We start from the raw sequence: 26,987 nt of genomic DNA, 5'->3' as shown, positions 1-26,987 counted from the left end.
ACTCAGAGATCGTGTGACTGCCGCGCGACTTCGGCAGTTCACGCGCTAGTTCGCCGCTATCCCTCCGCCGTTCAGCGCTTTCCGGATCATCTCCGCGAGCTGGTTTCTCCGATAGGGCTTGGTCAGCAGCAGCACGCCGTCATCCAGCTTGCCGTGATGGACGATGGCGTTGTCGGTGTAGCCGGAGGTGTAGAGCACCTTCACGCCCGGCCGGCGCCTCGCCACCTCTTCGGCGAGCTCGCGGCCGCTCATGCCGCCGGGGATGACGACGTCGGTGAACAGCAGGTCGAAGCTCTGGCCGGCCTCGATCAAATCCAGCGCAGCCTTGCTGTCCGGCGCGGCGATCGTCTTGTAGCCGAGGCTCTGGAGCTGCGCGGTGACGAAGTTGCGGACCAGGGAATCGTCCTCGACCACGAAGATGGTCTCGGCGCCGCCTTCGGCCTGCGGTGTGATACCGGCTGCGACCTCCGCGGCGCCTTCACCCGGCGGCAAATAGAGCTTGATCGTGGTGCCGTGGCCTTCTTCGCTGTAGATCTTGATGTGGCCGCCGGACTGCTTGACGAAGCCGTAGACCATGGAGAGGCCGAGGCCGGATCCCTTGCCGACCTCCTTGGTGGTGAAGAAGGGCTCGAACGCCTTCTGCTGGATCTCCACGGACATGCCGGTGCCGGTGTCGCTGACCGCGAGCATGACGTAAGGCCCGGGCGTCACGTCCGCATTGGCCTGCGCATAGGCCTCGTCGAGAACGACGCGGTGGGTCTCCAGCAGCAGCTTGCCGCCGTTCGGCATGGCGTCGCGGGCGTTGATCGCCATGTTGAGCACGGCGTTGGTGAGCCTGGACGGATCGATATGCGTCGTCATCGACCCCTGCTCCAGCACGGTCTCGATCTGGATCTGTTCGCCGAGGGTGGGGCGCAGAAGCTTTGCGATGTCGGAGATCGCGGCGTTGATGTCGACGTTCCGCGGCTCGAGCGGCTGCCGGCGCGCGAACGCCAGCAGGTGTTGGATCAGCTCGGCGCAGCGCTCGGCGGCATCGTCGATCAGCCGGGCCGTGCGCTGCAGCTCGGGCTGGTCCTTCAACTTCTCCACCAGCGTCTCGGTGTTGCCGGAGATGACGGTGAGCATGTTGTTGAAGTCGTGCGCGACGCCGCCGGTCAGCTTGCCGATCGCATCCAGCTTCTGCGATTGGTGCAGCTGCCGCTCGGTCTCGCGCGAGATCGTCGCGTCGTGATAGACCAGCACCGCGCCGGAGATGTTGCCTTGCCCATCCCGCATCGGCCGGCCGCTGACCATGAGATGGCGCAGCGGGTTGCCGCTGTGCGGGCGGACGATCATCTCCAGCTCTTCGAACTGCTCGCCGCGCAGCACGCGCGTCGACGGCAGCTCGTCGGCCGCAAGCGGCGTGACGCCGTCACCGTGAAACACGTCGGACAGCGCGCGCAGATTGCCGACGTTCATGCCGGTACGATGCAATAGCATGCGCTCGGCGGCCGGATTGGACAGCAGCACGGTGCCCTCGGCGTCGATGACCAGCACCGCCTCCGCCATGCTGCGAAACGTGCTCTGGAGCACGTTGACCGACAGGCGAAGCTCGTCATGGGCGGCGACGAGGTGCTCGGTGCGCTCGGCCACCGCCGCCTCGAGCGCCGTCTTGGCGGCTTGGGTCTGCTCGAGCGAGCTCTGGAGCTCACCCGTCGTGCGGCGGCTTTCGCGCATCACCAACGCGACCAGGAGCAGGATCAGCACGGCGCCGGCGACGTCGATGCCGAGCAGCACGATGCCGGTGCGGCGCGAATCCTGGGAGCGGGCGGCGAGCAGGCGTTCTTCCTCCGCGCTCAGACGGTCGAGATTGCCCATCACCGTGTCCATGAGGCCGCGGCCCTCGGCCTTGCTGTTGAGCGCGGCAATGCCGGCCTGGTCGTTGGCGGCGCGCAGACGCATCGCGGTGGCGGCGATCTCGATCCGGCGCAGCGCCAGCGGCTCGGTGCCCTCAAGCAGGGCGACTTGATCGGGGGTGTCGCGCACGTCACGCTTGAGCTCTGCGAGGGCCGGTGCGATCTTGGCTTGCACCGCCTGGAACTCGTCGCTGAAGCCCTGGGTGCGATAGAGCTCGTAGCCGCGCGCGGCGCTCTCGGCGCGACGCAGCAGCACGCGCAGATCGGAGATCTTCTTCTGCACCTGGACGGTGTGGTTCACCGACGCCGCGTCGGACCGCGACTTGACGTCGAGGGCAATCGAGGCCGCGGTGATGATCAGGAGGATGGCAAGTCCAGCACCGAGAATGACGCGCTGCGTTGGGATCAAGGGGCTTCTTTCTGGTCCTTCGGCGGCACGCTCGCGTCCGCGCCGGCGAGGCATTCCCGAATCGTGGTCAGCAGTGCTTCCGGCGTGAATGGCTTGCGCAGGCAGCGCGTTGCGCCGAGTTCCAGCGCCATGCGGAGAAAATCGGGAGAGGGCGAGGCGGAGGAGGCGAAGGCGTAGCCCGACATCGCGATCAGCGGCGTGGCAGGGGCGCGCTCGTGAAAGATACGGATGGATTCGAAGCCGCGCATATGCGGCATGAAGATGTCGACCAGCATCACGTCGAAGGCTTGCGATTCCAGCGCAGCCAGTCCTGTTTCGCCGCCGTCGGTTAGCGTGACGTCGAAGCCCTGACGTTGGAGGAGGACCTCGATGGTCGCGCCGACCATCGGATCGTCATCAACCACGAGAATACGCGGCATGACACTTCCCAGAAGATCGATGTCCCCACTGTGATTTGTGATATCCGCGAATCGTGGGTCCGGTCAATTTGGGATTGGATTGCGATGGATATGCACGGTTCGGTGCATAAAGGTCCATTTGCGTCGATTTGTATGTATCCTCATGCGCGCGAGCGTGATGGGGCCGAAGCGGGTGAGGAAGACGCCGATTGCGAAAAAGGCGCCGCATCGCTGCGGCGCCTTTCGCCTCAGACCTGGGCAATCTGCTCAGGGGCAGGGATGCCGCCGGCCGTCGTAACCGAGATAGGTGCCCGAGGCCGGGTCGTATGATTTGTAGCGCTGTGCGCAATAGGCCGCGGAATCGCCGCCGACATCCGGCACCACCGCAACCGTCGGCTCGTCGTAGTAGCTGTCATAGTAGTAGGGATCGTCATAATAGCCGTACCCGCCGCCGTAATAGGCGTAAGAGCCGAGGCCACCGATTGCGGCGCCGGCGGCGAAGCCCGGCCAGAAGCCGCCGCGGTGATGATGGTGGTGGTGGTGGCGCCAACCGCCGCTCCACGTTCCGCCGCTGCCGGTCCACGTGCCGCCGCTGCCGCTCCAGGTGCCCGGCGAGGCGGTCGCGACGCTGCGCGTTCCGCTGAACGTCGGCGAGATACCGGCGCGCGTTGCCGCGCCACCAACAAAGGTGCCGCCGCTCGGACGGACCGCAGTGCCGGCTGCGAAACTGCCGCCGCCTGGGCGCATCGCCGCGCCGCCTCCGATGTTGCCGCCGCCGCCATGGAAGGCCGCGCCGCCGCCACCCATGCGCGCGCCGCCACCGAAGCCACCGCCACCGACGTGAGCACCGCCGCCACCGCCGCCGATCGCGGCGCCACCGCCCGCTCCGACCGCGGCTGCACGACTCTGCTGCGCCAAGCTCGGGCTCGCCAAGGGAAGAACCAACGCCACCGTCGCGGCGGCACTCAACAATTTCAGACTGTTCATGGTTAAACTCCTTTCCCGGAAAGCAACCCTGCGAAAGCGCGGCGGTTCCTGGGATCACGCCGGTTTGCGCGCGAATGGAGCCTCAGGTCCTGCCGCTGTACCGGGCATGAATGAATCGCGTCCGCTTTGCGGCAGGGGCGTGCGCGGTAGGCGGATTTGTGGGGGCGCCGCCACGCCTGCCGAACTGGACATTTCGCCGCCCGGATGGCATCAGGACCCGACGAAGCAGGGCCCTTGCCGCATGAAACAATTCTTCCTCAAGTTCTTCACCTGGTGGAATGGCCAGACCTTTGGCACCCAGCTCTGGACCAAGCGGTATGGCGAGCTGGTCGGCGAGGACGAGCAGGGCAACCGTTACTACCGCACCCGTGGCGGGGCGATCGATCCGGCGCTCGGCTTTGAGCGGCGCTGGGTGATCTATAACGGCTATGCGGAAGCGAGCCGGATTCCGCCGTCCTGGCATGGCTGGATCCACCACGTCGTCGACAAGCCGCCGACCGAGATCAATTACCAGCCGCGCGAGTGGGAAAAGCCGCACGAGCCGAATCTCACCGGCACGGCGAAGGCCTATCGCCCCTCCGGCTCGACGCTGGCCAGCGGCAGGCGTCCCAAGGCGACCGGCGACTATCAGCCCTGGACGCCCGGCTAGCCCTTTCGGCCCACCCACGAACCACCATCGTCCAAAGCGGATGCACATGCATCCGCGCCGCTGTGGACAACGGGAACAGCGGGGATGCCGCTTGCGCGGGAGTTGCCTCGAGGCGCGCGATGCGGCTCAATGATCCCATCTTACGGAGATGGGAGACCATCGCGTTCGGTTCGGGCAACAGTTCGCGACTGTCCCGAGATGCAGCGGCCGCCGAGGAAGGACTCGATCGGGAGATAGGCCCCCGGTCTGGAAGCTCCGACATCGCCCGATGTGAATGTGCAGCCACCGTGAGACAGGAAAGGCCGCTTGGGAAACCGAGCGGCCTTTTTCTGGTGCGGCCCGCATGAGGTCTCGTGCCCCGGAAGCAGCGCAGCGCTTCTTCAGCGGTGCGCTGCTGAGCCGGGGCCCATCTCTCCTCGCTGTATTTCGTAGCTTACTGGGTCCCGGCTCTGCGGAGCGGCACTTCGCGCCGCACCGCGTCCGGGACACGAGAGGAGAGTCTAATTCACCCTCTCAGCCGCGCGCTGCACCGCCTCGAGCCGCCGCGCCTGGTTCTGCGCGCTGCGCTCCCTCAGCAGCGCCAGCACCTCGGCGGGCGCGGTGTCGGGCGATCCCGCATTGAACGGCGGGGCTGGATTGTATTCCATCTGGAGCTGGATCGCTTCGGCCGTGGTGCGATTGACCATGATCGAGACCAGCGTCAGCGCGAAATCGATCCCGGCGGTGACGCCGCCGCCGGTGATGCGGTTGCGATCGACGCAGACGCGTGTCTTCGTCGGGATCGCGCCGAACTGTGCGAGCATCTCCATTGCGCTCCAATGGGTGGCGGCGCGGTAGCCCTTCAACAGGCCGGCAGCGCCGAGGGCCAGCGATCCCGTGCACACCGAGGTGACGTACTTGGCGGCTGCCGCCTGCTTGCGCAGGAATTCGAGCACGTCCTCGTCGTTGAGAAGGTCGTTGGTGCCCTGGCCGCCGGGTACGCAGATGACATCGAGCTGGGGGCAATCCGCAAAGGTCGTGGTCGGCGTCAGCGTCAGCACGGAATCGCTCGGCACCGGCTCGATCCGCTTCCAGATCAGGTGCAGCTTTGCGTCGGGGACCATGGCGAACACCTGCAAGGGACCGGTGAAGTCGAGCTGGGTGACGCGCGGGAAAACCAGGATTCCGATCTGGAGCGGTGACGACATGGGAGCCTCCGATAATGCGCTTGACGCCGGCAGAATGGCATGGTGCTCTTCTGTCCGGAATGGCATAATTCCCTCACTTTCGGACATACGTTTCGGCTTGGCTCATGATCGGAATCCTGATCTTTCCGGACTTCCAACTTCTCGATGCCGCGGGGCCGATCTCCGCGTTCGAGATCGCAGCGCGCTGCCTCGGCAAGGCGCCGGCCATTCGCGTGCTGGCGGCGAAGCCGGGGCTGGTGCGCAGCACGTCGGGTGTCGAGATGATGGCGCGTGACTTCAAGACGGCGAACGCGATCACCACGCTGGTCGTGGCCGGCGGCATGGGCGTCGCGGAGGCCGCGCGCTGCGAGATCACGCGGGCCTTCGTGCAGCGGCTGGCAAGGCGCGGCGTGCGGGTTGCGAGCGTCTGCTCCGGCGCCTTCCTGCTCGCCGAGGCGGGGCTGCTCGACGGCCGCCGCGCCACCACGCATTGGGGACGGACGCGCGAGTTCGTCGCGCGCTTTCCCAAGGTGAAGTTCGAGCCGGACCAGATTTTCACCCGCGACGGCAATGTCTGGACCTCGGCCGGGATCTCCGCCGGCATCGACCTCGCGCTCGCGATGATCACCGAGGACCACGGCGAGGAGATCGCGCAGGCAACTGCGCGGCAGCTCGTGCTCTATCACCGCCGCAGCGGCGGCCAGTCGCAATTCTCTTCGCTGCTGGAATTGAAGGCGCCGAACGGACGCTTCGGCACGCTGCTAGCCTGGGCGCGCGAAAACCTCGATGCGCCGCTGACCGTGGAGGATCTCGCCGACCGCGCCGGCATGAGCGCCCGGCACTTCGCCCGCGCCTTTGCCGCGGAGACCGGCACGACGCCCTCCAAGGCGATCGAGCGGCTCAGGCTCGAAGTCGCGCGCGAACGCGTGCAGTCCTCGCGCGAAGCGATCGAGCGCGTGGCGGAGGTGACCGGCTTCCGCGACCCCGAGCGCATGCGGCGCGCCTTCATCCGCGCGTATGGCCAGCCGCCGCAGGCCCTGCGGCGCGCGGCGCGGGCGGGCTAAGGGCAGGTGCTCGGACATCGCGTGTGCGAGTGACCGAGAGGCCGTGCTAAGTGGTGCCGCTTGTGACCGGCGCGCTGGAGGCATCGGCGCGCACCATGATGCGCCGCGCGATCGGTATCAGCATGTAGGGCGCAAGGTGAATCGGAAACTGCGTCAGCGCGAAATAGAGCCAGGTGCTGGGCGGCAATGCGCCGGCGGTTGCGGCCAGCATGAGGCCGAGATTGCGCTGTGACACCATCAGGCCGATGGCAAAGGCGCGCTCGGTGCCGGCGCGGCGAAAGATCAATGTCGTGACGGCGAGCAGGGTGAAATAGACCGCGAAGGCGAGCAGCGCGACGGCGATCGCAAACAGCGGATCGGCCACGAAATCGTGCGCCACGTCGCCCATGACGGCGGATGCGAACACCAGCAGGATGACGATGTTGAAACCGTCGATCGGCCGCTTGTGGCGCTGGATCGCCTCGGTGCCGAACAGGCGGCGGATGAGTGTTGCGGCCAGCAGCGATGCGGCGAGGATGCCGAGCAGTTTCAGGCCGAGTGCGAGCGGCGAGATGCTGAGCATGCCGCCGAGAAAGAGGCTCGCGAACAGCGAGGCGGTGAAAGGCACGAGCGCGGTCGCGGTGACCAGTGTGACCAGCGGCAGTGTGGCGTCGAGGCCGATCAGCGCGGCGAGCGCGGGCGCTGCCATCATCGGCGAAGCCATGCCCTGGAGCATCAGCGCGAGGAAGAGACCGGGTGAGCTTCTGTCGAGCCCGCTTCCATGAGCGAGCAGGGCGACGATCAGCGGCACGCCCATTGTGGTCCACGCCGTGGCGGCTGCGACCAGCGCCGGTCGGCGCAGATGCCCGTACAGCGCGACGAGATCGACGCGCATGAAGGAGATGCAGAGCAGAAGGAAGATCGCCTCGGTGACATAGGGGCGCAGCAGCGCGCCGAGCGGCGGCACCGCGACCGCGATGAAGGCGATCGCTGCCACCGCACGCGTGCCCTGGCCGCCAAGCCAGGCGAGGGCACGCAGGGGAAGGGCGAGGACGGCTCGGAGGGAGGAGGGCATCTCTCTAGGTATTGTCGGGTGCGTCCAAGTTGGTGTCGTTTTTGGGGGCATGCCCGCCTGCGGCCCCGGGAGGGGCTCACGACTATCCCATCCCGAAGCTGGCCTGGCCAGACCGGGACGGGCAGGGTTGCCGCCCTTCCCCCGCCGTATTCGGCGTGTTAACCGGAGGGCCTGCGAGCGGCGGTATCCCCTGTAGAATGTCCAACGAGCCCGATTCGCTGTTGAAGCCGCGCGAGATGTTCAAAACCTTTTCCCTGACCGGCCTTGCGGCGCTTTTGGCCGCGACCGCACTGACGGCTGCGACGCCGGCTCAGGCGCAGATCGGCACGATCTTCTCCGATCCGCCGCCGCTGCGGCCGCCCGGCAACATTCCGCGCGGCCAGCCCCAGCCGCAGCCGATGCCCGAGGACGACGAAGAGGTGCCGGAGCTGCCGCCGCAGGGCCGGGTGCTGCCGTCGCGCCCGATGCCGCCTCCGGGCCGGCAGGGCAACGTGATGCCGGGGCCGGTCGAGACCCAGCCCCTGGCGCCGCCGCCCGGCTCGACCCTCGCGCCGCCGAACCAGCCGCCTTCCGCCGCGATCGCTCCGCCGGGTCAGCAAGGGCCTCCGGGGGCGCCCGGTCAGCGTCAGCCCCAGCAGAAGGGCGGTCCGGGCGGCGCCGTGCCGCAGGCGCCGGCCAGCCTCCAGCCGGGCGACGAGGTCGTGACCGAGCCGCCGGCCCAGAAGATCGTGAACAAGAAGGCGACGTTTTCCGGCCTCGACAAGATCACCGGGCGCATCATCAATTTCGACGAGGAGATCGGCGAGACCGTCCAGTTCGGTGCGCTCCGCGTCAAAACCAACGCCTGCTACACGCGTCCGGCGACTGAAGCGGCCAACACTGACGCCTTCGTCGAGGTCGACGAGATCACCTTGCAGGGCGAGGTGAAGCGGATCTTCTCGGGCTGGATGTACGCGGCGAGCCCCGGCCTGCACGGCGTCGAGCATCCGATCTACGACATCTGGCTGACCGACTGCAAAGAGCCGCAGCAGACCGTGGCGACGGCGGCACCGGATCCGGCCGCCGCAAAGCCGCCGCCACCGCCGCCCGCGCAGAAGAAGGCGGCGCCGAAGCAGGTGCAGCAGCGCCCGCCGCAGCCGCCGCCGATTCAGCAGCAGCAACCGGCGCCGCCACCGCCGCCACCACCGGAGCAGCGCCCGGGTCTGTTCGGCATCCCCGGATTCGGCCGTTAACCGAGCTGTTCGTTATGCCGCGAGGCGATGATCTCGAGGGCGCGTGCACCCGGGATCGCTTCGCCGGCGGAAAGCCTGAGGAAATCGCCGGGCTCGCCCGCCAGCGCCTTGTCGAGCATCGTGGTATAGCGTCGCCGCGAGATCTCGACGGCGCCGAAGCTCTTCAGGTGCTCGGTGACATATTGGGTGTCGAGCAGCTCGAATCCGCCGTGAATGAGCCGCGCGACCAGATGCACCAGCGCGACCTTCGAGGCGTCGCGCACAGTGTGGAACATGCTCTCGCCGAAGAAGGCACGTCCTAAGCTGACGCCGTAGAGACCGCCCACGAGCTCGTCGCCCTGCCAGGCTTCGACGCTGTGGCAATGGCCGAGCTCGAAGAGCCCGCCATAGAGGTCGCGGATGCGCTTGTTGATCCAGGTATCCTCGCGGCCCACTTGCGGCGCCGCGCAGCCGGCGATGGTCGCCTTGAACGCGGTGTTGACGGTGACGCGAAACTGATCCGAGCGCACCGTGCGCGCGAGGCGCGAGGCGACGCGGAAGCCGTCGAGCGGGATGACGCCGCGCAGCTCCGGCTCGACCCAGAACAGGGTCGGATCGTCGGCGCTTTCCGCCATCGGAAAGATGCCGCAGGCATAAGCGCGCAGCAGCACGGCCGGTGTGATTTCAGACGGGGCGGAGTCGCGCGAAGTCATGGCTTGCCATCATAGCAGGATCGCAATGCAGTTGCGATGGGTGCGTCCGGACCGCTCAGCTCGCGGCAGCGGTGCTGGTCTTGCCGACGCTTGCGGGCATGCGGCCGAACTTCAGCACGACCCGGGTTCCGGAATGCGTGGGATCGCGCTCGACCGTGGCGTCGAGTTTGGAGGCCATGGCCGCGACGATGCGCTGGCCCATGCCGGTGGAGCGCGGATCGGCCTTGGCGTTGTCGCCGACGCCGTCGTCGGTGATCGAGAGCAGGAGATCGTCGCCTTGCGAGATCAGCTCGACATGGATCGGGCCGGCGCCGTCGGGATAGGCGTATTTCACCGCGTTCATCACCAACTCGTTGACGATGATGCCGACGGCGACCGCACGGTCGGGATCGATCTCGATCGGCTCGGCCTTCAGCGTCAGGCGCGACATGCGGTTGCCTTCGGCCGAGCGGCGCAGATCCTCGAGCAGCGAGTCCAGATATTGATTGAGGACCACGCTCTTGAGGTCCTGCGAGGTATAGAGGCGGCGGTGCACCTGCGCCACCGCGGCGACGCGGCCCATCGCATTGGTCAGCGCCGCCTTGACCTCGTCCTGCGCGGCGGAGCTTGCCTGCAGGTGCAGCAGCGAGGCGATGATCTGGAGCGAGTTGCCGACGCGGTGGTTGACCTCGCGCAGCAGGAGCTCGCGTTCGGCGGCGAGCGCCGCGTAGCGGTCGCGCGAGGCGTGGATCTCGGCCTCGGCTTCCTCGCGTGCGCGCTGCAGCTCGGCCTGGCGCAATGCGCCTTCGGCGGCGACATGGAGGAGCGGGATGAAGTCGCCCTGGACGTCCTTGACCAGATAGTCGGCTGCTCCCGCCTTCAGCGCCGTCACTGCGATGCTGGAATCCTGCGAGGCGGTGACGAACACGACAGGCGGCGCGTCTGGGATCGCCATGATCTGCTCGAGCGTCTCGAGCCCGTCGAGGCCCGGCATGTACTGATCGAGCGCGACGACGTCGATGCCGCCTTCGGCGCTGTTTTGGGCGGCGGCGCGGCGGATGCGCTCGAGGCCTTCCTCGCCGCTCGCGGCATGGACGACCCGGAAGCCGCGCCGCGTCAGGCCGCGATCGACCAGGCGCGCCAGCGCCTCGTCGTCGTCGATGTAGAGCAGTGTCGGCGTGCGCTGGTTCATGTGGCGGCGGGCGGGACCTGGATGACCGAGAAGAACAGCCCGAGCTGCCGGATGGCGTTGGCGAAATTCTCGTAGTTGACGGGCTTGGTGATGTAGACGTTGCAGCCGAGCTCGTAGCAGCGCTTGATCTCCTGGGAATCGTCGGTGGTGGTCAGCACCACCACGGGCGAGGCCTTCAGGTATTTGTTCTCCTTGATCTGCTTCAGGATGTCGATCCCGGTCATGTCGGGCAGGTTGAGGTCGAGCAGGATCAGGAGCGCGTTGCGCTTCTGCACGCGCCCGGAGCCGTCGGCGCCGAACAGGTGCCGCATGGCCTCGGTGCCGGTGGCGAAGGAGACGATCTCGTTGTTGACGCCCGAGCGGCGGATGTTGCGCTCGATCAGGCGGGCATGGCCCTCGTCGTCCTCGATCATGATGATGGTGACAGGCTGGGTCATCGATCTCGGTTCCGGTTGCTCACGTTCCAGGCGATCGGCAGCGTGATCGTGAAGGTGCTGCCCGCATTCAGTTCCGATGATACCGACATGGTGCCGCCGAGGCGACGCACAAGTGCACGCACATGCGCAAGACCAATGCCCTGGCCGGGCTTATCCTGGGTTCCCGCGCGGCGGAACAGGTCGAATATCCGCTGGTGGTCCTTGGGATCGATGCCGCGGCCGTTGTCGCTGATCTCGAAGATAGCGTAGCCGAGCTTGGTCCGCCCGCGGATTCTGATCTCGCCGGGCACGCCGGGCTTGAGATATTTGATCGCGTTGTCGATCAGGTTGGAGAAGATCTGCTCGAGCGCGAGACGGTCGCTCACGACGTCCGGCAAGGGCTCGAGGTGGATTTCGGCCTGCGCCTCGGCGGCCTGGTGCGCCAGCGTCGCCACGATGGCCTCGATCAGCTCGCGCGTATCGACCTTCACCGGCTGGAATTCGCGCCGGCCCTCGCGGGTGAGGTTGAGGATGGCGGAGATCAGCCGGTCCATCTTGGCGATCGACGATTTGATGAAGCCGAGCGCTTCGGAGAAATCCTCCGCGAGCTGCTTGTCGGCGCCCTCGAGCGCGATCTCGCCCGGCACGGCGGGCGCGAGCGGCGCTCCTTCCGCAGGGGCGTGCGAGAGGCTGCCGATGCGGCGGAAGATGTCGGCGCCGAGCTCTTCGAGCTCGCTCGTGAAGCCCATGATGTTGACGAGTGGCGAGCGCAGATCGTGGCTGACGATATAGGCAAAGCGCTGGATCTCGTCGTTGGCTTCGCGCAGGTCCACCGTGCGCTCGTCGACGATAGCCTCGAGATTGAGGTTGGCATCGCGCAGGCGCGCTTCGGCTTCGTCGCGCACGCCTGTCGAACGCCGCACCAGCCAGATCGAGATCAGCGCCAGCACCACGACCAGGCCGGATCCGATACCGGTCATCGAGGCGGCCAGGGTCTGGCTGCGGTCGGAGTTGACAGTACGAAGGCGGAACAGCCGCTCCTCTTCCCGGAGCATCCCCGTCGCGACTTCGGCGATCGCGGCCGTGGTATCGGTGGAGGCGAGTTCGCTAACCAACGCTGCGGCCTTCTCCGGCTGATCCTGACGGATGAAATCCATCTCCTGCGCGAATTGGCCGAGTCGCGTCTCGATCGCCGAACTCAGCGTGTCGATGCTCTTGCGCTGTTGCGGATTGTCGCCGATCAGGCGTGTGAGCCTGTCGAGCGCAGGCACGATCGCAGCTACGGCCTTGTCATGGTCTTCCTTGAAATCCGATCTTCGGGTCAGCAGGTAGCCTCGGGCGGTGCTTTCCGCACGCCGGATTTCCAGCAGGAGGGCATTAATCTGGTTTTGAGCCTCGATGGTGTGAATTACCCATTTGTTGTCCTCTCGCGCCCTGTTGACGAGGTAGACGGAGCCGGCGCTGATCACGGTCAGCACTAAGAGGCCCGCTGCGAACAGCAGGATCTGCCAGAATGCGCGCCGTCGCTGGCCTTCAGCCGTCACGACGATTCACCTGTTTTTCGTGCAATGGAGATCAAAACGCCCCTTCGGAACTGGCCCCAACCCTCCAGAACGCGATTGGGGGCCAAGGGTTCCATGAGGGGTGATTATCGTGGGGCGGGTTCCGCCTTGCCGGCCAGGTACTGCTCCAGCCAGTGGATGTGGTAGTCGCCGTTGATGATGTCGGCTTCGCGCACCAGCGCACGGAACAGCGGCAGCGTGGTCTCGATGCCTTCGACCACCATCTCATCCAGCGCACGGCGCAGCCGCATCAGGCATTCGGCGCGGGTCTTGCCGTGCACGATCAGCTTGCCGACGAGGGAGTCGTAATAAGGCGGGATGGTGTAACCCTGGTAGACGGCGGAATCGATCCGCACCCCGAGGCCGCCGGGCGGATGATATTGCAGGATCCGGCCGGGTGAGGGGCGGAAGGTCTGCGGATTCTCGGCGTTGATGCGGCACTCGATCGCATGGCCGATGACCTGGACCTCGTCCTGCTTGGCCGGCAGGTCGCCGCCGGCGGCGATGCGGATCTGCTCCAGCACCAGGTCGATGTCGGTGATGCTTTCGGTGACGGGATGCTCCACCTGGATGCGGGTGTTCATCTCGATGAAGTAGAACTCGCCGTCCTCGTACAGGAACTCGATGGTGCCGACGCCGAGATATTTCATCTCGCGCATCGCTTTCGCGCAGGTCTCGCCGATCTTCGCGCGCGCGGCGGCGGCGAGCACGGGCGAGGGGCCTTCTTCCCAGACCTTCTGGTGGCGGCGCTGCAGCGAGCAGTCGCGTTCGCCGAGATGGATTGCGCCGCCGCGGCCGTCGCCGAGGATCTGGATCTCGATGTGGCGCGGCTTCTGCAGGTATTTTTCGAGGTAGACGGAGGCATCGCCAAAGGCGGATTTGGCCTCGTTGGCCGCCGTCGACAGCGCCACCTGGAGGTCCGCCTCGCTGTGCGCGACCTTCATGCCGCGGCCGCCGCCGCCCGCCGCCGCCTTCACCAGCACGGGGAAGCCGATCTTCCGCGCGATCGCCATCGCATCGTCGTCGGGACCTACGGCGCCGTCCGAGCCGGGCACCACGGGGATGCCGAGGCGCTTGGCGGTCTTCTTGGCCTCGATCTTGTCGCCCATCAGGCGGATGTGCTCGGCCTTCGGACCGATGAAGTGCAGATTGTGCTCGGCGAGGATTTCCGCAAACCGCGCGTTCTCGGAGAGGAAGCCGTAACCGGGATGCACGGCATCGGCGCCGGTGATCTCGCAGGCCGCGAGCAGGGCAGGCACGTTGAGATAGCTGTCCTTGGACGCCGGCGGCCCGATGCAGACGCTCTCGTCCGACAGCCGCACATGCATGGCATCGGCGTCGGCGGTGGAGTGCACGGCGACGGTGGCGATCCCGAGCTCCTTGCAGGCCCTGAGGATGCGAAGGGCGATCTCGCCGCGATTGGCTATGAGGATCTTGTCGAACATGTTGTCCTGCAGCGAATGGCGAGTGGCGAATGGCGAGTAGGGAAGGCTGACGCCATTCGCTATTCGCTATTCCCCATTCGCGTCACTCAATAATCACCAGCGGCTCGCCGTACTCGACCGGCTGGCCGTCCTCGACCAGGATCTGCGTCACCGTGCCGGCGCGCGGCGAGGGGATCTGGTTCATCGTCTTCATGGCTTCGATGATCAGCAGGGTCTGGCCGACCGAGACTTTGGTGCCGACGTCGATGAACGGCTTTGCGCCCGGCTCCGGCGCCCAATAGGCGGTGCCGACCATCGGCGAGGTCACGGCGCCGGGATGCTTCGACAGATCGGCAGCGGCAGGGGCGGCCGCAGCGGTGCTTGCGGCCGCCGGAAGCGCGGCGGGTGCGGCTGGCATCGGCATCGGCATGGTCGCGGCGACGCTGATGTTGCGGGCGACGCGCAGGCGCAGGCCCGCCCGCTCGATCTCGATCTCAGTGAGGCTGGTCTCATCGAGCAGAAGTGCTAGCTCGCGAACGAGCGCCGAATCCTCGCTGGAAAACTTTGCGGCTGCTTTGTCGTCTGGCTGGCGCGCCATGTTGTTTGATCCGAATGTTCTGATGGAAGGGAGCGTCAGGCGTTGGGCTTGATGCCGAGCTTGGCGGCAAGGCCCTGGATGGCGAGGCGGTAGCCTTCGATGCCGAAACCGCAGAGCGAGGCGAAAGCCGCGCGCGCGGTGTAGGAATGGTGACGAAAGCTCTCGCGGGCGTGGATGTTGGTCACATGCACCTCGACCGTCGGAATCTGCACGGCGAGCAGCGCATCGTGCAGTGCGATCGAGGTGTGGGAATAGCCGCCGGCATTGATGATGATGCCCTTCATCTTGCGCCGATGCGCCTCGTGGATGAAGTCGATCAGCTCGCCCTCGCGGTTGGACTGCCGACAATCCGCCTTCAGGCCGAACGTCGCGGCGGTCTCCCGGCACAGCGCCTCGACGTCGGCCAGCGTCGCATGGCCATACTTTTCGGGCTCCCGGGTCCCCAGCATGTTGAGGTTCGGCCCGTTCAGGACGAGGATCGTGTCGGTTGCAGGTTCGGCCATTCCAATCCCGGAAGAGGTGTTTCGGCGTGGCGGGGGTTATAGGTAACAAAGCGCGTGAGGGGAAGCCTTGAAGGGCCTTGAGGGCCGGGTTCAAGCACCTCATCCAGTGCGCAAAAACCTGTGCGGAAACTACGGAAATTGCTTGTTAACCAGGCGAAAGCGTGGCTGCCGAGCGCAAGCAAAGGGGCGGGCAAGCTGCCCGCCCCCGAGATTGCCGGTGTCCGGCCTTTAGACGTTCAGGACGGCCACGATCTCATAGGTGTCCGGATTGACGATGACGATCTCATCGCGGACCAGGATGTACTTGTAGGTCCGCCACTCCGGATAGATGGTCACGACCCGCGACGGCAGGGCGTGCAGGGTAATGCCCTCGCGCGGGATGCGGGTGCCGACCGAGATCGAGAAGTTCACGTTCGTCACGGGGGCGACACGCTCCTCGCGGATCACGGACGTGATCTGCGTCCGCTGCTCGGTCGAAAGCTTGGCAGCGGCGCCGGCCTGGCCGACCGTGGTCGAGCTCTGGCCCTGCGCGTTCTGGGTCGAGCTGGTGCCAGTCTGGCCCTGCGCGTTCTGGTTGGTGCTGGTGCCGGTCTGGCCCTGGGCCTTCTGGCTGGTGCTCGTGCCGGTGCCCTTCTGGGTCTCGGCGTTGCTGGTCGAGGTGCCGCTCTTGCTGCCCTCAGCCTTCATGTCCTTCTGGTCCTTACTGCCGGACTTGCTGGTGTCCTGGCTCATGCTCTTGGACTTGTCCTGCTGGGACTTGTCCATCTGACCCTGCGCGCGATCGTCAGTGCGCTGGCCCTTGGTGGCACCGGCCTTGTCCTCGGCCGCGTTCTTGTTCATCGCGCCGCCCGAGGAGCGCTCGTCCTTCATCGCGCCGGACTTGTCTTCGGACTTCATCGTGCCGGAGCCGCCGGCCTGGCCAACGGTACCCTTGTCATGGCTCATGGAATCCCGGCCCATCGAGCCACCGCGCTCGGCGGCGCCGCCGGAGGGCTGGGAGTGCTGCATCTGCTGCGAGCCAGCGCCAGTGTCGCGGCCCTTGTCTTGTGCGTTCGCCAGACCGGCGCCCGCGACGAGGGCGACTGCGGCAACTGAAATCATAAAGCGGTTCAACATCGAATTCTCCTCACGTGTTCATTCGCGTCATTGCCCGCGCCGACAACGAAAGGAGATTTGAGTTGTTCCGGAACTTCGACTGTTCCGCGGCTTTTGTTTGTTGAACGCCAGATGAATGACTTTGCACGAAGGCGCCAACGTTCCCCGCAAGAAAAAGGCCGGCATGTCTGCCGGCCTTTGCTGTACTCGGTATGGTAAAACCTGTGATCAGCAAGTCGCCTTGCCGCAACGGGCAATGCCGATCTTCTCCTTGAGGCTTTCGACGCCGACGGCGCCGATCACGATCTGCTTGCCGATCACGTAGCTCGGCGTGCCGTTCATGCCCATCGCTTCGGCGAGCTTGAAATTCTCCTCGATGGTGGCGCGCACCTCGGGGCTGGCGATGTCCTTCTCGATGCGAGCCGTGTCGAGACCGGCTTCCTTGGCGGCCTGCATCGCGCGGGCCTTGTCGGCGGCGCCGCGGCCGCCGAGCAGCTTCTGGTGGAAGTCGAGATATTTCTTACCGGAGGGGTCCTGCATGCGCACGGCGACCCCGACCTGCGCCGCTTCGACCGAGCCCTGGCTCAGCACCGGAAACTCCTTCAGCACGACCTTCAGCTTCGGATCGCCCTTCATGAGGGTCAGCATGTCGTCCATGGCACGTTTGCAATAGCCGCAATTGTAGTCGAAGAACTCGACGAAGGTGACGTCGCCGTCCCTGTTGCCGAGCACGACCTGGCGCGGCGAGTTGAAGATCGCCTCGGCGTTCTGCGCGATGCTGGCTTCGTGCTTCTGCGTCTCGGCCGCGGCCTGGCGCTTGCTGAGCTCGGCCATGGCCTCCTCGAGCACCTCGGGATGGCTGACGAGATAGTTCTTGATGATCTTCTCGATCTCGGTGCGCTGGCTATCGGAGAAGCTGTCGGCCGAGGCGGGCGCGGCTGCGCCGAACATGGCGAGCGCGAACAAGGCAGGAGCGAGCAGGCGCAGCGAAGGCATAGTCAAATCCTCTTATCCAAAGCAGGTTTCGAGAAACGTCCCGGCGGATTCAAGCCCGGTGTCGTGACGTCGTGGTCGGGCGTCGTTCGAATTGCGTCAGTTGCGCGGCGGCTTCGCCGCAACGATGTCGTCGGCCTTGACCCATCCGGGCGTGCCGACGGCGAAACGGGTTTTCGCGCGCGTGGCAAGCTCGCGGGCGGTCTTGTTGTCGCCGCGCAAATATGCGGCCTGGGCCGAGGCGAGATCTGCCTCCGCATAATCTCCCTTCCGGCCATAGGCCATCGCGAGCTGGGTATAACCGAGCGCCGCTTCGGGCTCCCGGGCCACCGCGGCGCGGAGAATCCGAACGGCCTCGTCGGTGTAGGCCTTATTATCGGTTCCGACCAGAGCCTGCCCAAGTAACATCTCGATGAGGGGGGCGTTGTTCGAGAGGGCGACGGCCTTACGCAAGGGAGCAATCGCTTCGGCCGCCTTGCCGCTTTCGAGCAGCGCCTGGCCGCGCACCTCGTAGAAATACGGGTTGTTCGGCTGCACCTGGATCAGCGCGTCGATCTGGGCGAGCGCGCTGCGCAGATCGCCGTGCAGATAGGTGCTGATGGCGCGGGCATAGCGCGCCGGCAGGCTGTCGTTGGTCTGGGGATAGCGGCGGTACACCGTCTCCGGCCGCTCCATGAAGGCGGAGATCTTGGCGCGGACCATGTCGTGCCGGAGCTGGAGCGCGGGATCGTCCTTCTTGTTCCAGTAGGGGCTGGAGCTTGCGAACTCCTGTAGCGCTGCGACGCGCTCGGCCGGCATCGGATGCGACTGCAGGTAGGGATCGGCACCGCGCGCGGCGAACAGGCTCTCGCTGCTGAAGCGTTTGAAAGTCTCGTACATGCCCTTGGGCGATTGCTGGGTCGCAGCCAGGAATTTCACGCCGGCACGGTCGGCGTTCTCCTCCTGCTGGCGCTGGTAGGAGAGCAGCGAGCGGCGGATCACCTCCTGCGGAGCGGCGATCGCGGCGGCGCCGGCATTGGCGAGCCCGTTGTTGCCTGTGCTGCTGCGCTGGGTGCTGCCCGCGACGATCGCGCCGGCGCCGAGCAGCATCGCGATGATCATCTGGGTCTGGGCGGCGGCGAGCTGCTCGCGCAGCTTGGACAGATGGCCGCCGGCCAGATGTCCGGTCTCGTGCGCGAGCACGCCGATGATCTGGTTCGGCGTCTCCGATTGCAGGATCGCGCCCCAATTGACGAAGATGCGGCGGCCGTCCGCGACGAACGCGTTGAACGAGCCGTCGTTGATGATCACCATCTGGATGTTCTGCTTCTCCAGGCCCGCAACGCGCAGGATCGGGCGCGTGTATTCGCGCAGCAGCTGCTCGGTCTCGGTGTCGCGCAGGACTGGCGGCCCCTTGGCCTGCGCGCGCGCGGCCGAGAACGGCGTCAGCGCGATCGCCGTGGCCGTGACGAGGGCGGTGAGGGCGGAGGCCTTCTTGCGCGATGCGATCTGGAGCGACATCAAGCGGTCTTGGTCAAAAGGGGCTCGGTCAATGGTCTTGGTCAAGCAGTTTCGTGATTGGTTTTGGCGATTGGCGGCGGACCGGATACGCGATATGCCCTTGTGAACGGTGCCCTTATGAGCCGTATAATGCGGCCAGTCTGGGGCGCAAGCGCCCCATTTTCGGGCCGGATGGACCGGTTCGCCAGCCAATAGCAGAAATCGATGCACGACGCGACATTGAGGAACCGGTTGGGGCAGTGGCTCGAGCCCTCCCGCCGCAGCGATGTTCCCCCGTTCATGGTGATGGACGTCATGGCCGCGGCGGCTCGAATCGAGGCCACCGGCGGTCATGTGATCCACATGGAGGTTGGCCAGCCCGCGGCCGGCGCACCCAAGAGTGCGATCGCGGCCGCCCATGCGGCGCTCGAGGCCGGACGAATCGACTACACCTCGGCGCTCGGCATCCCCTCCTTGCGCGCGCGCATCGCGCGCCATTATCGCGACACCTATGGCTGCGATGTCGGCCCCGAACGGATCGTGGTGACGACGGGCTCGTCCGGCGGCTTCATCCTGGCGTTCCTGTCGATGTTCGAGCCCGGCGATCGCGTCGCCGTGACGGTGCCAGGCTATCCGCCGTATCGACACATCCTGACCGCGCTCGGCTGCGAGCCGGTGCTGATCGAGACCACGAACGAGACGCGTCACGCGCTGACCGGCGAGGCGCTGATCGCGGCCCATCGCAAGACGCCGCTGAAAGGTGTTCTGGTCGGCAGCCCCGCCAATCCGACGGGCACGATGATGTCCCGTGAAGCGCTCGCTGGCCTGATCACGGCCGCGGAAGACGCCGGCATCCGCTTCATCTCCGATGAGATCTATCACGGGCTCGATTACGCGTTTCCGGCGGTGACGGCGGCCGCTTTGTCCGAGCACGCGCTCGTGATCAATTCGTTCTCGAAGTATTTTTGCATGACCGGTTGGCGCGTCGGCTGGATGGTGGTGCCCGAGATCCTGGTGCGGCCGATCGAGCGGCTGCAGCAGAACCTTTCGATCTCGGTGCCCTCGCTGTCGCAGATCGCGGCGGAGGCCGCGTTCGATGGCGCGGCCGAGATGGAGGCGATCAAGCACGGCTACCAGGAAAACCGGCGTGTCCTGATCGATGGTTTGCCCAAGGCCGGACTGACGAAATTCCTGCCGGCTGACGGCGCCTTCTATCTCTATGCCGACGTCTCGGACTTCACCTCGGACAGTTTCGAGTTCGCCAAGCAGATGCTGGAGCAGGCGCGCGTGGCGGCAACGCCCGGCCTCGACTTCGATCCTGTCCATGGCCGTTCATTCATCCGCTTTTCCTATGCACGCTCGCTCGATGAGATGCGGGAGGCAGTTGACCGGATCGCTCACTGGCTTAAATAGCGGCCAGTTTTCGATAGCCTTCCGGAGTTCGACGTGCCTGACCGTTCCGCCCCGTCCGCCGCTACGCCACATTCTTCTCTCGCCGCATTGATGTGGCCGACGCGACCGGGCGAAGCCGTCGGGGCGCTCCGTGCCGTCGTGCTGATTGCGCTCGGCACCGCGTTGATGGCGCTGTCGGCCAAGGTGAATCTGCCGCTGCCCTATGTGCCGATGACGCTGCAGACGCTGGTGGTGCTGATGATCGGTGCCGCCTATGGCTGGCGCCTTGGCAGCGCAACCATGATCGCTTACCTCGCCGAGGGCGCGATCGGGCTGCCGGTGTTCGCCGGCCCCGTGGGTGGGATCGCGCCGCTGGTCGGCCCGACCGCGGGCTATCTGTTCGGCTTCGTGCTGGCCGCGTTCGTGACCGGCTGGCTCGCCGAGCGCGGCTGGGATCGCAGCGTCGTGCTATTGTTTGCGGCGATGGCTGTTGGCCACATCGTCATTCTCGCGACCGGGTTCGGCTGGCTGGCGTTCGGCCTTGGCCTCGGCGCCGCCAAGGCCTGGCAGGTCGGCATCGTGCCGTTCATCGCGGCCTCGCTGGTCAAGAATGCGCTCGGCGCGACCCTGATGCCGGCGGCGCGCCGGCTGGTCGAGCCTCGCCGGTAAAGCGCGCCAACACGCGTAGTTCCAATTGACAGGGCCGGCCAAGTTGATCTTGGCTGGCCAAATGTTGTGAGGGGAGTGACGCCGATGACGACGACAACGATAGCGGGGGCGCCGGTCGCGCCGCCCGTCGCCAAGCCGTGGTACAAAGTCCTCTACATCCAGGTGCTGATCGCCATCGTGCTCGGCGCCATCGTCGGATGGCTGTGGCCGTCCGTCGCCACCAACGAGTGGATCAAGGCGCTCGGCGACGGCTTCATCAAGCTGATCAAGATGGTGATCGCCCCGATCATCTTCTGCACCGTAGTCTCCGGCATCGCCCATATCCAGGACGCCAAGAAGGTCGGCCGCATCGGCGTCAAGGCACTGGTCTATTTCGAGGTGGTCTCGACCTTCGCGCTGGTGCTCGGCCTCGTCGTCGGCAATCTCGTCAAGCCGGGCTCCGGTTTCGGCAACGCGGCGGCAAACGAGGCGGCCGTTGCAAATTACGCCAAGCAGGCCGCCGGCCAGAAGTCCGTCGACTTCGTACTGCACATCATTCCGGACACCGTGGTCGGCGCCTTCGCGCAAGGCGAGATCCTTCAGGTGCTGCTGTTCGCGATCCTGTTCGGCTTTGCCTTGATGAGCCTCGGTGAGCGCGGCCACACCATCCGCAGCTTCATCGATGATGCCGCGCACGCGGTGTTCGGCGTCATCTCGATCGTGATGCGTGCGGCGCCGATCGGCGCGTTCGGCGCGATGGCCTATACGATCGGCAAGTTCGGCACCGGCGCGATCCTCAATCTGCTCGGCTTGATCGCGACGTTCTACGTCACGGCTGCGCTGTTCGTGTTCGTCGTGCTCGGCCTCATCGCGCGCATGGCCGGGTTCTCGATCTTCAAGTTCCTCGCCTACATCAAGGACGAGCTCTTGATCGTTCTCGGCACCTCGTCCTCGGAAAGCGCGCTGCCGTCCTTGATGGAGAAGCTGGAGCGGCTCGGCTGCTCGAAGTCGGTGGTCGGCCTCGTCGTGCCCACGGGCTACTCGTTCAACCTCGACGGCACCAACATCTACATGACGCTGGCGACGCTGTTCATCGCGCAGGCGCTCGGCGTCGAACTCTCCTTCGGCCAGCAGATAACCATCCTAGTGGTGGCGATGCTGACCTCGAAGGGCGCCTCCGGCATCACCGGCGCGGGCTTCATCACGCTGGCGGCGACGCTCGCGGTGGTCGATCCGCGCCTCGTGCCGGGCATGGCGATCGTGCTCGGCATCGACAAGTTCATGAGCGAGTGCCGCGCGCTGACCAATCTGTGCGGCAACGGCGTCGCCTGCGTGATCGTCGCCTGGTGGGAAGGCGAGCTCGACCGCGACAAGCTCAATGCCAACCTCGCCAAGGAGATCGATCCGACCGACATGGAGACGGCGATCACGACCGACTGATCCGGCTCCGGCAGCGCGAGCTGCGCTGCAGGCCTTGAAGCAACAGGGCTGGTCGAGATCTCGATCAGCCCTTTTCTTTGGGCTAGAACCGCTCGGGCCGGTACGGCGTGGGATCGACCGCCGGCGTTTCGCCGCTCATCATCTCCGCGAGCAGGCGTCCGGTCGCAGGGCCCAACGTGAAGCCCTGATGGCCATGGCCGAAATTCATCCAGAGGCCGGGGTGGCGCGGAGCGGGGCCGAGCACCGGCAGCATGTCGGGCGTGCAGGGCCGCGTGCCGAACCACGGATCCGGCTCGACCCGCTTGCCGAGGTCGATCAGCTCGCGCGCGGAGGCCTCGGCGCTGGCGAGCTGCACTGGTGTTGCGAGCGCGTCCGCGCCGGTCAATTCGGCACCCGTGGTGATGCGGATGCCCTTGGCCATCGGTCCCATGGCGTAGCCACGGGCCTTGTCGACCAGCGGCAGGTCGAGCGAAGCGCCGCCGCTGTAATGCATGTGGTAGCCGCGCTTGCGCACCAGCGGGATGCGATAGCCGAATTTGTACAACAAATCGGGCGACCACGGCCCGAGCGTCACGACGGCGTGTGCAGCGTCGATGCGGCCCTGGTCGGTATCGACCGACCAGCCGGTCGCGGTCTGTCGCAGCGACTGCGCATCGCCGAGCACGATCCTGCCGCCGAGCCGCGCGAACAGCTCGGCATAGGCCGTGACCAGCGCGCCGGGGTCGGACACGGTCCAGGTGTCGAGCCAATGGATTGCGCCGGGGAGATCGTCGCGCAGGATCGGCTCGGCTCTGGCAAGCTCGCTGCCCGACAGCACGCGGTAGTTCACGCCGAATTCGCGCTGGTCTTCCTCGGCAGCCTTGACCGCGAGATCCAATGAAGCGGCATCGCGAAACAGCGCTCGGTAGCCGGCGCGGCGGATGAGATTGTCGGCATGCGCCTCGCGGATCAGGGTGTCGTGCTCGGCCGTTGCGTAGGCGATCAGCCGTGCCCACGCCTCGATCGCCTCGCGATGCCGCTTCGGCGCCGAATGCCACCAATAGCGGAGCAGGGGCTCGATGTGGAGATGCAGCGAGGAGAGGCTGTAGCGCACGTCGTTGGTACGGCCGGTCGCGATCTTCAAGAGTGAAGCGAGGTCGCGCGGCATCGGATAGGGGCGTACCGCTTCGGCCTGGATCATCCCGGCATTGCCGTAGCTGGTCTCGCGGCCCGGCTCCCTGCGATCGATCAGCGTCACCGACCAGCCGCGCCGCTGCAGATGCAGCGCCGCGCCCACGCCCACCATGCCGCCGCCGAGAATGATCGCGCTTTGCATCGCAACTGACCTCATCAAATCAAAACCGCCCGGTTGGGCCGGGCGGTTTCAATTCCATTTGTCCCTTTACTCGCCGCCGCCGAAACGGCGTGACCACCAGCCGGCCCGACGCGGGGCGGCCGGGGTTTCGCTTGCCGCCTCCGGCGCGGGCTCAGGCGCCGGCGTGGCTGCAGCAACCGGCTCGGTGGCCTGCGCCGCAGGCGTTGCGGGCTCTGGCTGGCTGTTGAGCAGGAAGCTCACCTTTTCGCGCACGGTGGAGCGGCGCCGCGCGGCCTTGTCGCCGGCAGGCTCTTCGTCCGGCGTTGCGGTCGTCGCGGCGGCAGCGGGCTCCGACTGGGCCGGCGCCTCGGTCTGTATCTCCGCGGGCGGCTCAGGCTGCGCAACTTGCGGCTCGCCGGTCGGCTCGGCCTCTGCGATCGAGGGCGAAGCCTGGCTGCCGAAGCCATCGAAATCGGCCACTGCATCGGCAGCTTCCGGCGGCTGGCCGGTGCCGAGCTCGTCGCTGATGGAGCCGGCAAGACCTTCCTCGCCGCCACCGCGACGGCGGCGTCCGCCGCGGCGACCACGCCGGCGCCGGCGCTCACCGCCGCCCTGCTGCTCGCCACGGGCCGCCTGTTCGTCGCCTTCCTCACCGTCCTGTTCGGACTCGGTCTCGTCCTCGCTTTCGCCGGCGATCATCGCGGGCTCAGGCAGGGCCGGCGCCGTATCCTCGCGCAACTCACCTTCGCGCTGGCCGCCGCGGCCGCGCCGGCGGCGACGGCGCTTGCGGCGCTGGCCATCCTGCTCCGAGGCTGCCTCGCCGCCAGCCTGCTCGTCGGCAAGGCCTTCGGTCTCGTCGGTTTCGACCTCGGATTCAGTCTCCAGGTCGAAGCCGTCCTCGTCGTCATAGGCCTCTTCGGCCAGTGGCGGCGGGCTCGCAGCGGCTTGCGCAGCGAGCAGCGCCTTGGCGGCTTCGAGCGTATGCACCTGCTCGCCGCGGTCGATCACATAGGCCTGCGGGCCGCTGACGCCGGGATCGGCGATCACCGACAGCGTGACCTTGAAGCCGTTCTCGAGATCGCGCAGATGGCCGCGCTTGTGGTTCAGCACATAGAGAGCAACGTCGGTGCGGGTGCGGACCACGAGATTGTGGGTCGCACCCTTCATCAGGATCTCTTCGAGGCCGCGCAGGAGCTGCAGCGCCACCGAGGACACCGAGCGGACGTGGCCGGTGCCGCCGCAATGCGGGCACGGATCGGTCGAAGACTCCAGCACGCTGGCGCGAATGCGCTGGCGCGACATCTCGAGCAGGCCGAAATGCGAGATGCGGCCGACCTGGATGCGCGCGCGATCCTGCCTGAGGCAGTCGGACAGCTTGCGCTCCACCGCTCGGTTGTTGCGCTTCTCGTCCATGTCGATGAAATCGATGACGATCAGGCCGGCGAGGTCGCGTAAGCGGAGCTGGCGGGCGACCTCTTCGGCCGCTTCCATGTTGGTCTTGAGCGCGGTGTCCTCGATGTGGTGCTCGCGCGTCGATCGTCCCGAGTTGACGTCGATCGAGACCAGCGCCTCGGTCTGGTTGATGACGATGTAGCCGCCGGAGCGCAGCTGGACGGTCGGCGAGAACATCGCATCGAGCTGGCTCTCGACGCCCATGCGCGAGAACAGCGGTTGGCCGTCGCGATATTGCTTCACCACGCCGACATTGGCGGGCATCAGCATCTTCATGAAGTCGCGGGCCTCGCGGTAGCCGGCTTCGCCGGCGACCAGAATCTCGTCGATCTCCTTGTTGTAGAGGTCGCGCAGCGAGCGCTTGATCAGCGAGCCCTCCTCGTAGACGAGGGTCGGGGCCTGCGATTTCAGCGTGAGGTCGCGCACCGTCTCCCACATCCGGATCAGGTATTCGAAGTCGCGCTTGATCTCGGGCTTGGTGCGGGAGGCGCCCGCGGTGCGCAGGATGATTCCCATGCCCTCGGGCACGTCGAGGTCCTGCACCACTTCCTTCAGGCGCGAGCGGTCCTGCGCGCTGGTGATCTTGCGGCTGATACCGCCGCCGCGTGCGGTGTTCGGCATCAGGACGGCGTAGCGGCCGGCGAGCGAGAGGTAGGTCGTCAGCGCCGCGCCCTTGTTGCCGCGCTCTTCCTTGACGACCTGAACCAGCATCACCTGGCGGCGCTTGATGACTTCCTGGATCTTGTACTGGCGGCGCGGACGGAAGGTACGCTCCGGCACTTCCTCCAGCACGTCGTCGCCGCCGACCGATTCGACGACTTCCTCTTCGGCATCCTCGCCGTCCTCGTCCTCGTCGTCCTCGTCGGCTGCTTCCACGGCGTCCGCTTGCGGGGCTTCGGTGCTTTCGCCGGCGGCGTAGACGGCATCGGCCGGCTCGGCGGCCGATGCCACGGCTTCTGCCAGAGGCTCCGCCTGCGCTTCCGCGGCATAAGCTTCGGGAGCGGGAGTCTCGAAGCTTGGAGCCGGCTGCGGCTCGGCATCGGTCTCGACCGCGGGCTCGGCGCCGACCGCCGCGACAGGCGCGGGCGTCTCGTCGGTGTAATCACGATCGTGATGATCGCGCTCGTCCTCGCGGCCGTGGGCGTCATCGTGAGCGTGATGGTGCTCGTCATCGTTGGCATGACGATGTTCGTCATGATCATGGTCGCCATGATCATGATCGTGGCCCTCGTGCTCGCCGTGACGCTCCGTATCGGCGTGCAGATGCTCGCCCTCGGCGTGCTCCGGCAGCGCGGCGCCTTCGACCGGCTGGGCGGCGGGATCGGCGCCGGCTTCGAGACCTTCGACGATGTCGCTGCGCACGCGCTCGCCATGACCGCGGCGGCGGGCGTTGCGGTGCCGCGAGCGGCGACGGCCGTGCGAGCGGTTCTCGGTCTCCTCCTCGGCCTCGCGATGGGCCTGTTCCTCGGCCTCGATCAGCGCCTGCCGGTCGGCGACCGGGATCTGGTAGTAGTCGGGATGGATTTCGCTGAAGGCGAGAAAGCCGTGGCGATTGCCGCCATATTCGACGAAGGCGGCCTGGAGCGAGGGTTCGACCCTTGTGACCTTGGCGAGGTAGATATTCCCGCGCAGTTGCTTGCGTTGCGCAGTCTCGAAATCAAACTCTTCGACGCGATTGCCGCGGACCACGACGACCCGGGTCTCTTCCGGGTGGGTGGCATCGATCAACATCTTGTTGGGCATGTCTTAACTCTTGGCGGCGGCGGACGCGATAAGCCGTGGGCGCGTACCGCGCCGCCGGGTGACGCGACGGTCCACCTGATTCGGGGGTGAGGGGAAGGCCGAAGCGCCGTCTCTCGCGCCTTGCCGAACCGGAAGCTTCAGGACCATTGCGACGCGCGGGATTGTCACTCCGCAGCGTCGCGAATGCTCCTTCAGATTTCGTCGGCACAGTCTGGCGCATCAAGCGTCGGC

The 26,987-nt window shown here is 66.4% G+C and carries 23 protein-coding genes; 6 read left to right on the top strand and 17 right to left on the bottom strand.

Annotation, left to right across the window (positions count from 1 at the left end; all coding sequences use genetic code 11):
• Positions 1–45 precede the first annotated feature (45 nt).
• The 3 genes from HZZ16_RS27820 to HZZ16_RS27810 form a co-directional block, all read right to left on the bottom strand.
• A complete protein-coding gene (locus HZZ16_RS27820; protein WP_197953021.1) occupies positions 46–2,304 on the bottom strand; it encodes a CHASE3 domain-containing protein in 2,259 nt (752 codons plus the stop codon).
• The gene (locus tag HZZ16_RS27815; RefSeq protein WP_197953020.1) at positions 2,301–2,723 is read right to left on the bottom strand and encodes a response regulator; all 423 of its coding nucleotides are present in this window, start codon (positions 2,721–2,723) and stop codon (positions 2,301–2,303) included. The genes HZZ16_RS27820 and HZZ16_RS27815 overlap by 4 nt, the downstream gene beginning before the upstream one ends.
• Before the next feature lie 246 nt (positions 2,724–2,969).
• A complete protein-coding gene (locus HZZ16_RS27810) occupies positions 2,970–3,689 on the bottom strand; it encodes a BA14K family protein (protein ID WP_197953019.1) in 720 nt (239 codons plus the stop codon).
• 241 nt (positions 3,690–3,930) lie between these two features.
• Here HZZ16_RS27810 and HZZ16_RS27805 point away from each other — a divergent pair, with 241 nt between their 5' ends.
• Positions 3,931–4,338 carry an NADH:ubiquinone oxidoreductase subunit NDUFA12 gene (locus tag HZZ16_RS27805; RefSeq protein ID WP_197953018.1) on the top strand — a complete coding sequence of 136 codons (408 nt, stop codon included), beginning with the start codon at positions 3,931–3,933 and terminating at the stop codon, positions 4,336–4,338.
• Positions 4,339–4,838: 500 nt separating this feature from the next.
• On the opposite strand, the gene HZZ16_RS27800 is transcribed toward HZZ16_RS27805, so the two are convergent.
• Entirely contained in the window at positions 4,839–5,525 is a 687-nt protein-coding gene (locus HZZ16_RS27800; RefSeq protein WP_197953017.1) for a DJ-1/PfpI family protein, read from the bottom strand.
• A 104-nt stretch (positions 5,526–5,629) separates the two neighbouring features.
• Here HZZ16_RS27800 and HZZ16_RS27795 point away from each other — a divergent pair, with 104 nt between their 5' ends.
• Positions 5,630–6,568, top strand: coding sequence for a GlxA family transcriptional regulator (locus HZZ16_RS27795; protein WP_197953016.1), 939 nt, complete (start codon positions 5,630–5,632; stop codon positions 6,566–6,568).
• A gap of 46 nt (positions 6,569–6,614) precedes the next feature.
• Here the strand turns inward: HZZ16_RS27795 and HZZ16_RS27790 are convergent, their stop codons facing one another.
• Positions 6,615–7,622 carry a bile acid:sodium symporter family protein gene (locus HZZ16_RS27790; protein ID WP_197953015.1) on the bottom strand — a complete coding sequence of 336 codons (1,008 nt, stop codon included), beginning with the start codon at positions 7,620–7,622 and terminating at the stop codon, positions 6,615–6,617.
• A 197-nt stretch (positions 7,623–7,819) separates the two neighbouring features.
• Between HZZ16_RS27790 and HZZ16_RS27785 the strand changes: the two genes are divergently transcribed.
• The gene (locus tag HZZ16_RS27785; RefSeq protein ID WP_197953014.1) at positions 7,820–8,854 is read left to right on the top strand and encodes a DUF2155 domain-containing protein; all 1,035 of its coding nucleotides are present in this window, start codon (positions 7,820–7,822) and stop codon (positions 8,852–8,854) included.
• On the opposite strand, the gene aat is transcribed toward HZZ16_RS27785, so the two are convergent.
• The 10 genes from aat to HZZ16_RS27735 all read right to left on the bottom strand — a co-directional run bounded on the left by aat (position 8,851) and on the right by HZZ16_RS27735 (position 18,808).
• The gene (aat, locus tag HZZ16_RS27780; protein WP_197953013.1) at positions 8,851–9,546 is read right to left on the bottom strand and encodes a leucyl/phenylalanyl-tRNA--protein transferase; all 696 of its coding nucleotides are present in this window, start codon (positions 9,544–9,546) and stop codon (positions 8,851–8,853) included. The genes HZZ16_RS27785 and aat overlap by 4 nt on opposite strands.
• A 55-nt stretch (positions 9,547–9,601) precedes the next feature.
• Positions 9,602–10,717, bottom strand: coding sequence for a sensor histidine kinase (locus tag HZZ16_RS27775; protein ID WP_197953012.1), 1,116 nt, complete (start codon positions 10,715–10,717; stop codon positions 9,602–9,604).
• Positions 10,714–11,154 carry a response regulator gene (locus HZZ16_RS27770; protein ID WP_197953011.1) on the bottom strand — a complete coding sequence of 147 codons (441 nt, stop codon included), beginning with the start codon at positions 11,152–11,154 and terminating at the stop codon, positions 10,714–10,716. The genes HZZ16_RS27775 and HZZ16_RS27770 overlap by 4 nt, the downstream gene beginning before the upstream one ends.
• The gene (locus HZZ16_RS27765; RefSeq protein WP_197953010.1) at positions 11,151–12,677 is read right to left on the bottom strand and encodes a sensor histidine kinase; all 1,527 of its coding nucleotides are present in this window, start codon (positions 12,675–12,677) and stop codon (positions 11,151–11,153) included. The genes HZZ16_RS27770 and HZZ16_RS27765 overlap by 4 nt, the downstream gene beginning before the upstream one ends.
• A 104-nt stretch (positions 12,678–12,781) precedes the next feature.
• Entirely contained in the window at positions 12,782–14,140 is a 1,359-nt protein-coding gene (gene accC, locus HZZ16_RS27760; protein WP_197953009.1) for an acetyl-CoA carboxylase biotin carboxylase subunit, read from the bottom strand.
• A gap of 82 nt (positions 14,141–14,222) precedes the next feature.
• Complete coding sequence (gene accB / locus HZZ16_RS27755; protein WP_197953008.1) at positions 14,223–14,717, bottom strand: acetyl-CoA carboxylase biotin carboxyl carrier protein; 495 nt, start codon at positions 14,715–14,717, stop codon at positions 14,223–14,225.
• 35 nt (positions 14,718–14,752) lie between these two features.
• On the bottom strand, positions 14,753–15,220 hold the full coding sequence (aroQ, locus tag HZZ16_RS27750; RefSeq protein ID WP_197953007.1) for a type II 3-dehydroquinate dehydratase: 468 nt from the start codon (positions 15,218–15,220) through the stop codon (positions 14,753–14,755).
• Between the two features lie 228 nt (positions 15,221–15,448).
• The gene (locus HZZ16_RS27745; protein WP_197953006.1) at positions 15,449–16,336 is read right to left on the bottom strand and encodes a DUF1236 domain-containing protein; all 888 of its coding nucleotides are present in this window, start codon (positions 16,334–16,336) and stop codon (positions 15,449–15,451) included.
• A 207-nt stretch (positions 16,337–16,543) separates the two neighbouring features.
• Complete coding sequence (locus tag HZZ16_RS27740) at positions 16,544–17,311, bottom strand: DsbA family protein (protein ID WP_197953005.1); 768 nt, start codon at positions 17,309–17,311, stop codon at positions 16,544–16,546.
• A 96-nt stretch (positions 17,312–17,407) separates the two neighbouring features.
• Positions 17,408–18,808 (bottom strand): M48 family metalloprotease, encoded by a 1,401-nt coding sequence (locus HZZ16_RS27735; RefSeq protein WP_197953004.1) that lies wholly within the window; start codon positions 18,806–18,808, stop codon positions 17,408–17,410.
• Between the two features lie 204 nt (positions 18,809–19,012).
• On the opposite strand from HZZ16_RS27735, the gene HZZ16_RS27730 reads away from it, so the two are divergent.
• The 3 genes from HZZ16_RS27730 to HZZ16_RS27720 all read left to right on the top strand — a co-directional run bounded on the left by HZZ16_RS27730 (position 19,013) and on the right by HZZ16_RS27720 (position 22,267).
• Entirely contained in the window at positions 19,013–20,200 is a 1,188-nt protein-coding gene (locus tag HZZ16_RS27730) for a pyridoxal phosphate-dependent aminotransferase (RefSeq protein ID WP_197953003.1), read from the top strand.
• A 90-nt stretch (positions 20,201–20,290) separates the two neighbouring features.
• Positions 20,291–20,848 (top strand): biotin transporter BioY, encoded by a 558-nt coding sequence (locus tag HZZ16_RS27725; protein ID WP_197953029.1) that lies wholly within the window; start codon positions 20,291–20,293, stop codon positions 20,846–20,848.
• An 84-nt stretch (positions 20,849–20,932) separates the two neighbouring features.
• Entirely contained in the window at positions 20,933–22,267 is a 1,335-nt protein-coding gene (locus tag HZZ16_RS27720) for a dicarboxylate/amino acid:cation symporter (RefSeq protein WP_197953002.1), read from the top strand.
• An 82-nt stretch (positions 22,268–22,349) separates the two neighbouring features.
• On the opposite strand, the gene HZZ16_RS27715 is transcribed toward HZZ16_RS27720, so the two are convergent.
• Positions 22,350–23,582, bottom strand: coding sequence for an NAD(P)/FAD-dependent oxidoreductase (locus tag HZZ16_RS27715; RefSeq protein WP_197953001.1), 1,233 nt, complete (start codon positions 23,580–23,582; stop codon positions 22,350–22,352).
• Between the two features lie 66 nt (positions 23,583–23,648).
• Positions 23,649–26,756 (bottom strand): Rne/Rng family ribonuclease, encoded by a 3,108-nt coding sequence (locus HZZ16_RS27710; protein ID WP_197953000.1) that lies wholly within the window; start codon positions 26,754–26,756, stop codon positions 23,649–23,651.
• Positions 26,757–26,987 lie beyond the last annotated feature (231 nt).

The organism is Bradyrhizobium glycinis (genome assembly GCF_016031655.1).
GTDB classification, from domain to species: Bacteria; Pseudomonadota; Alphaproteobacteria; order Rhizobiales; family Xanthobacteraceae; genus Bradyrhizobium; species Bradyrhizobium glycinis.
This window is presented reverse-complemented; position numbering and strand designations above follow the sequence as displayed.

What these genes read in the sequence shown, in the direction of transcription:
- HZZ16_RS27815 (WP_197953020.1), bottom strand. Translation starts at nt 2,723, where the DNA reads ATGCCGCGTATTCTCGTGGTTGATGACGATCCGATGGTCGGCGCGACC.
- HZZ16_RS27810 (WP_197953019.1), bottom strand. Translation starts at nt 3,689, where the DNA reads ATGAACAGTCTGAAATTGTTGAGTGCCGCCGCGACGGTGGCGTTGGTT.
- HZZ16_RS27805 (WP_197953018.1), top strand. Translation starts at nt 3,931, where the DNA reads ATGAAACAATTCTTCCTCAAGTTCTTCACCTGGTGGAATGGCCAGACC.
- HZZ16_RS27800 (WP_197953017.1), bottom strand. Translation starts at nt 5,525, where the DNA reads ATGTCGTCACCGCTCCAGATCGGAATCCTGGTTTTCCCGCGCGTCACC.
- HZZ16_RS27795 (WP_197953016.1), top strand. Translation starts at nt 5,630, where the DNA reads ATGATCGGAATCCTGATCTTTCCGGACTTCCAACTTCTCGATGCCGCG.
- HZZ16_RS27790 (WP_197953015.1), bottom strand. Translation starts at nt 7,622, where the DNA reads ATGCCCTCCTCCCTCCGAGCCGTCCTCGCCCTTCCCCTGCGTGCCCTC.
- HZZ16_RS27785 (WP_197953014.1), top strand. Translation starts at nt 7,820, where the DNA reads ATGTCCAACGAGCCCGATTCGCTGTTGAAGCCGCGCGAGATGTTCAAA.
- aat (WP_197953013.1), bottom strand. Translation starts at nt 9,546, where the DNA reads ATGACTTCGCGCGACTCCGCCCCGTCTGAAATCACACCGGCCGTGCTG.
- HZZ16_RS27775 (WP_197953012.1), bottom strand. Translation starts at nt 10,717, where the DNA reads ATGAACCAGCGCACGCCGACACTGCTCTACATCGACGACGACGAGGCG.
- HZZ16_RS27770 (WP_197953011.1), bottom strand. Translation starts at nt 11,154, where the DNA reads ATGACCCAGCCTGTCACCATCATCATGATCGAGGACGACGAGGGCCAT.
- accC (WP_197953009.1), bottom strand. Translation starts at nt 14,140, where the DNA reads ATGTTCGACAAGATCCTCATAGCCAATCGCGGCGAGATCGCCCTTCGC.
- accB (WP_197953008.1), bottom strand. Translation starts at nt 14,717, where the DNA reads ATGGCGCGCCAGCCAGACGACAAAGCAGCCGCAAAGTTTTCCAGCGAG.
- aroQ (WP_197953007.1), bottom strand. Translation starts at nt 15,220, where the DNA reads ATGGCCGAACCTGCAACCGACACGATCCTCGTCCTGAACGGGCCGAAC.
- HZZ16_RS27745 (WP_197953006.1), bottom strand. Translation starts at nt 16,336, where the DNA reads ATGTTGAACCGCTTTATGATTTCAGTTGCCGCAGTCGCCCTCGTCGCG.
- HZZ16_RS27740 (WP_197953005.1), bottom strand. Translation starts at nt 17,311, where the DNA reads ATGCCTTCGCTGCGCCTGCTCGCTCCTGCCTTGTTCGCGCTCGCCATG.
- HZZ16_RS27735 (WP_197953004.1), bottom strand. Translation starts at nt 18,808, where the DNA reads ATGTCGCTCCAGATCGCATCGCGCAAGAAGGCCTCCGCCCTCACCGCC.
- HZZ16_RS27730 (WP_197953003.1), top strand. Translation starts at nt 19,013, where the DNA reads ATGCACGACGCGACATTGAGGAACCGGTTGGGGCAGTGGCTCGAGCCC.
- HZZ16_RS27725 (WP_197953029.1), top strand. Translation starts at nt 20,291, where the DNA reads ATGTGGCCGACGCGACCGGGCGAAGCCGTCGGGGCGCTCCGTGCCGTC.
- HZZ16_RS27720 (WP_197953002.1), top strand. Translation starts at nt 20,933, where the DNA reads ATGACGACGACAACGATAGCGGGGGCGCCGGTCGCGCCGCCCGTCGCC.
- HZZ16_RS27715 (WP_197953001.1), bottom strand. Translation starts at nt 23,582, where the DNA reads ATGCAAAGCGCGATCATTCTCGGCGGCGGCATGGTGGGCGTGGGCGCG.
- HZZ16_RS27710 (WP_197953000.1), bottom strand. Translation starts at nt 26,756, where the DNA reads ATGCCCAACAAGATGTTGATCGATGCCACCCACCCGGAAGAGACCCGG.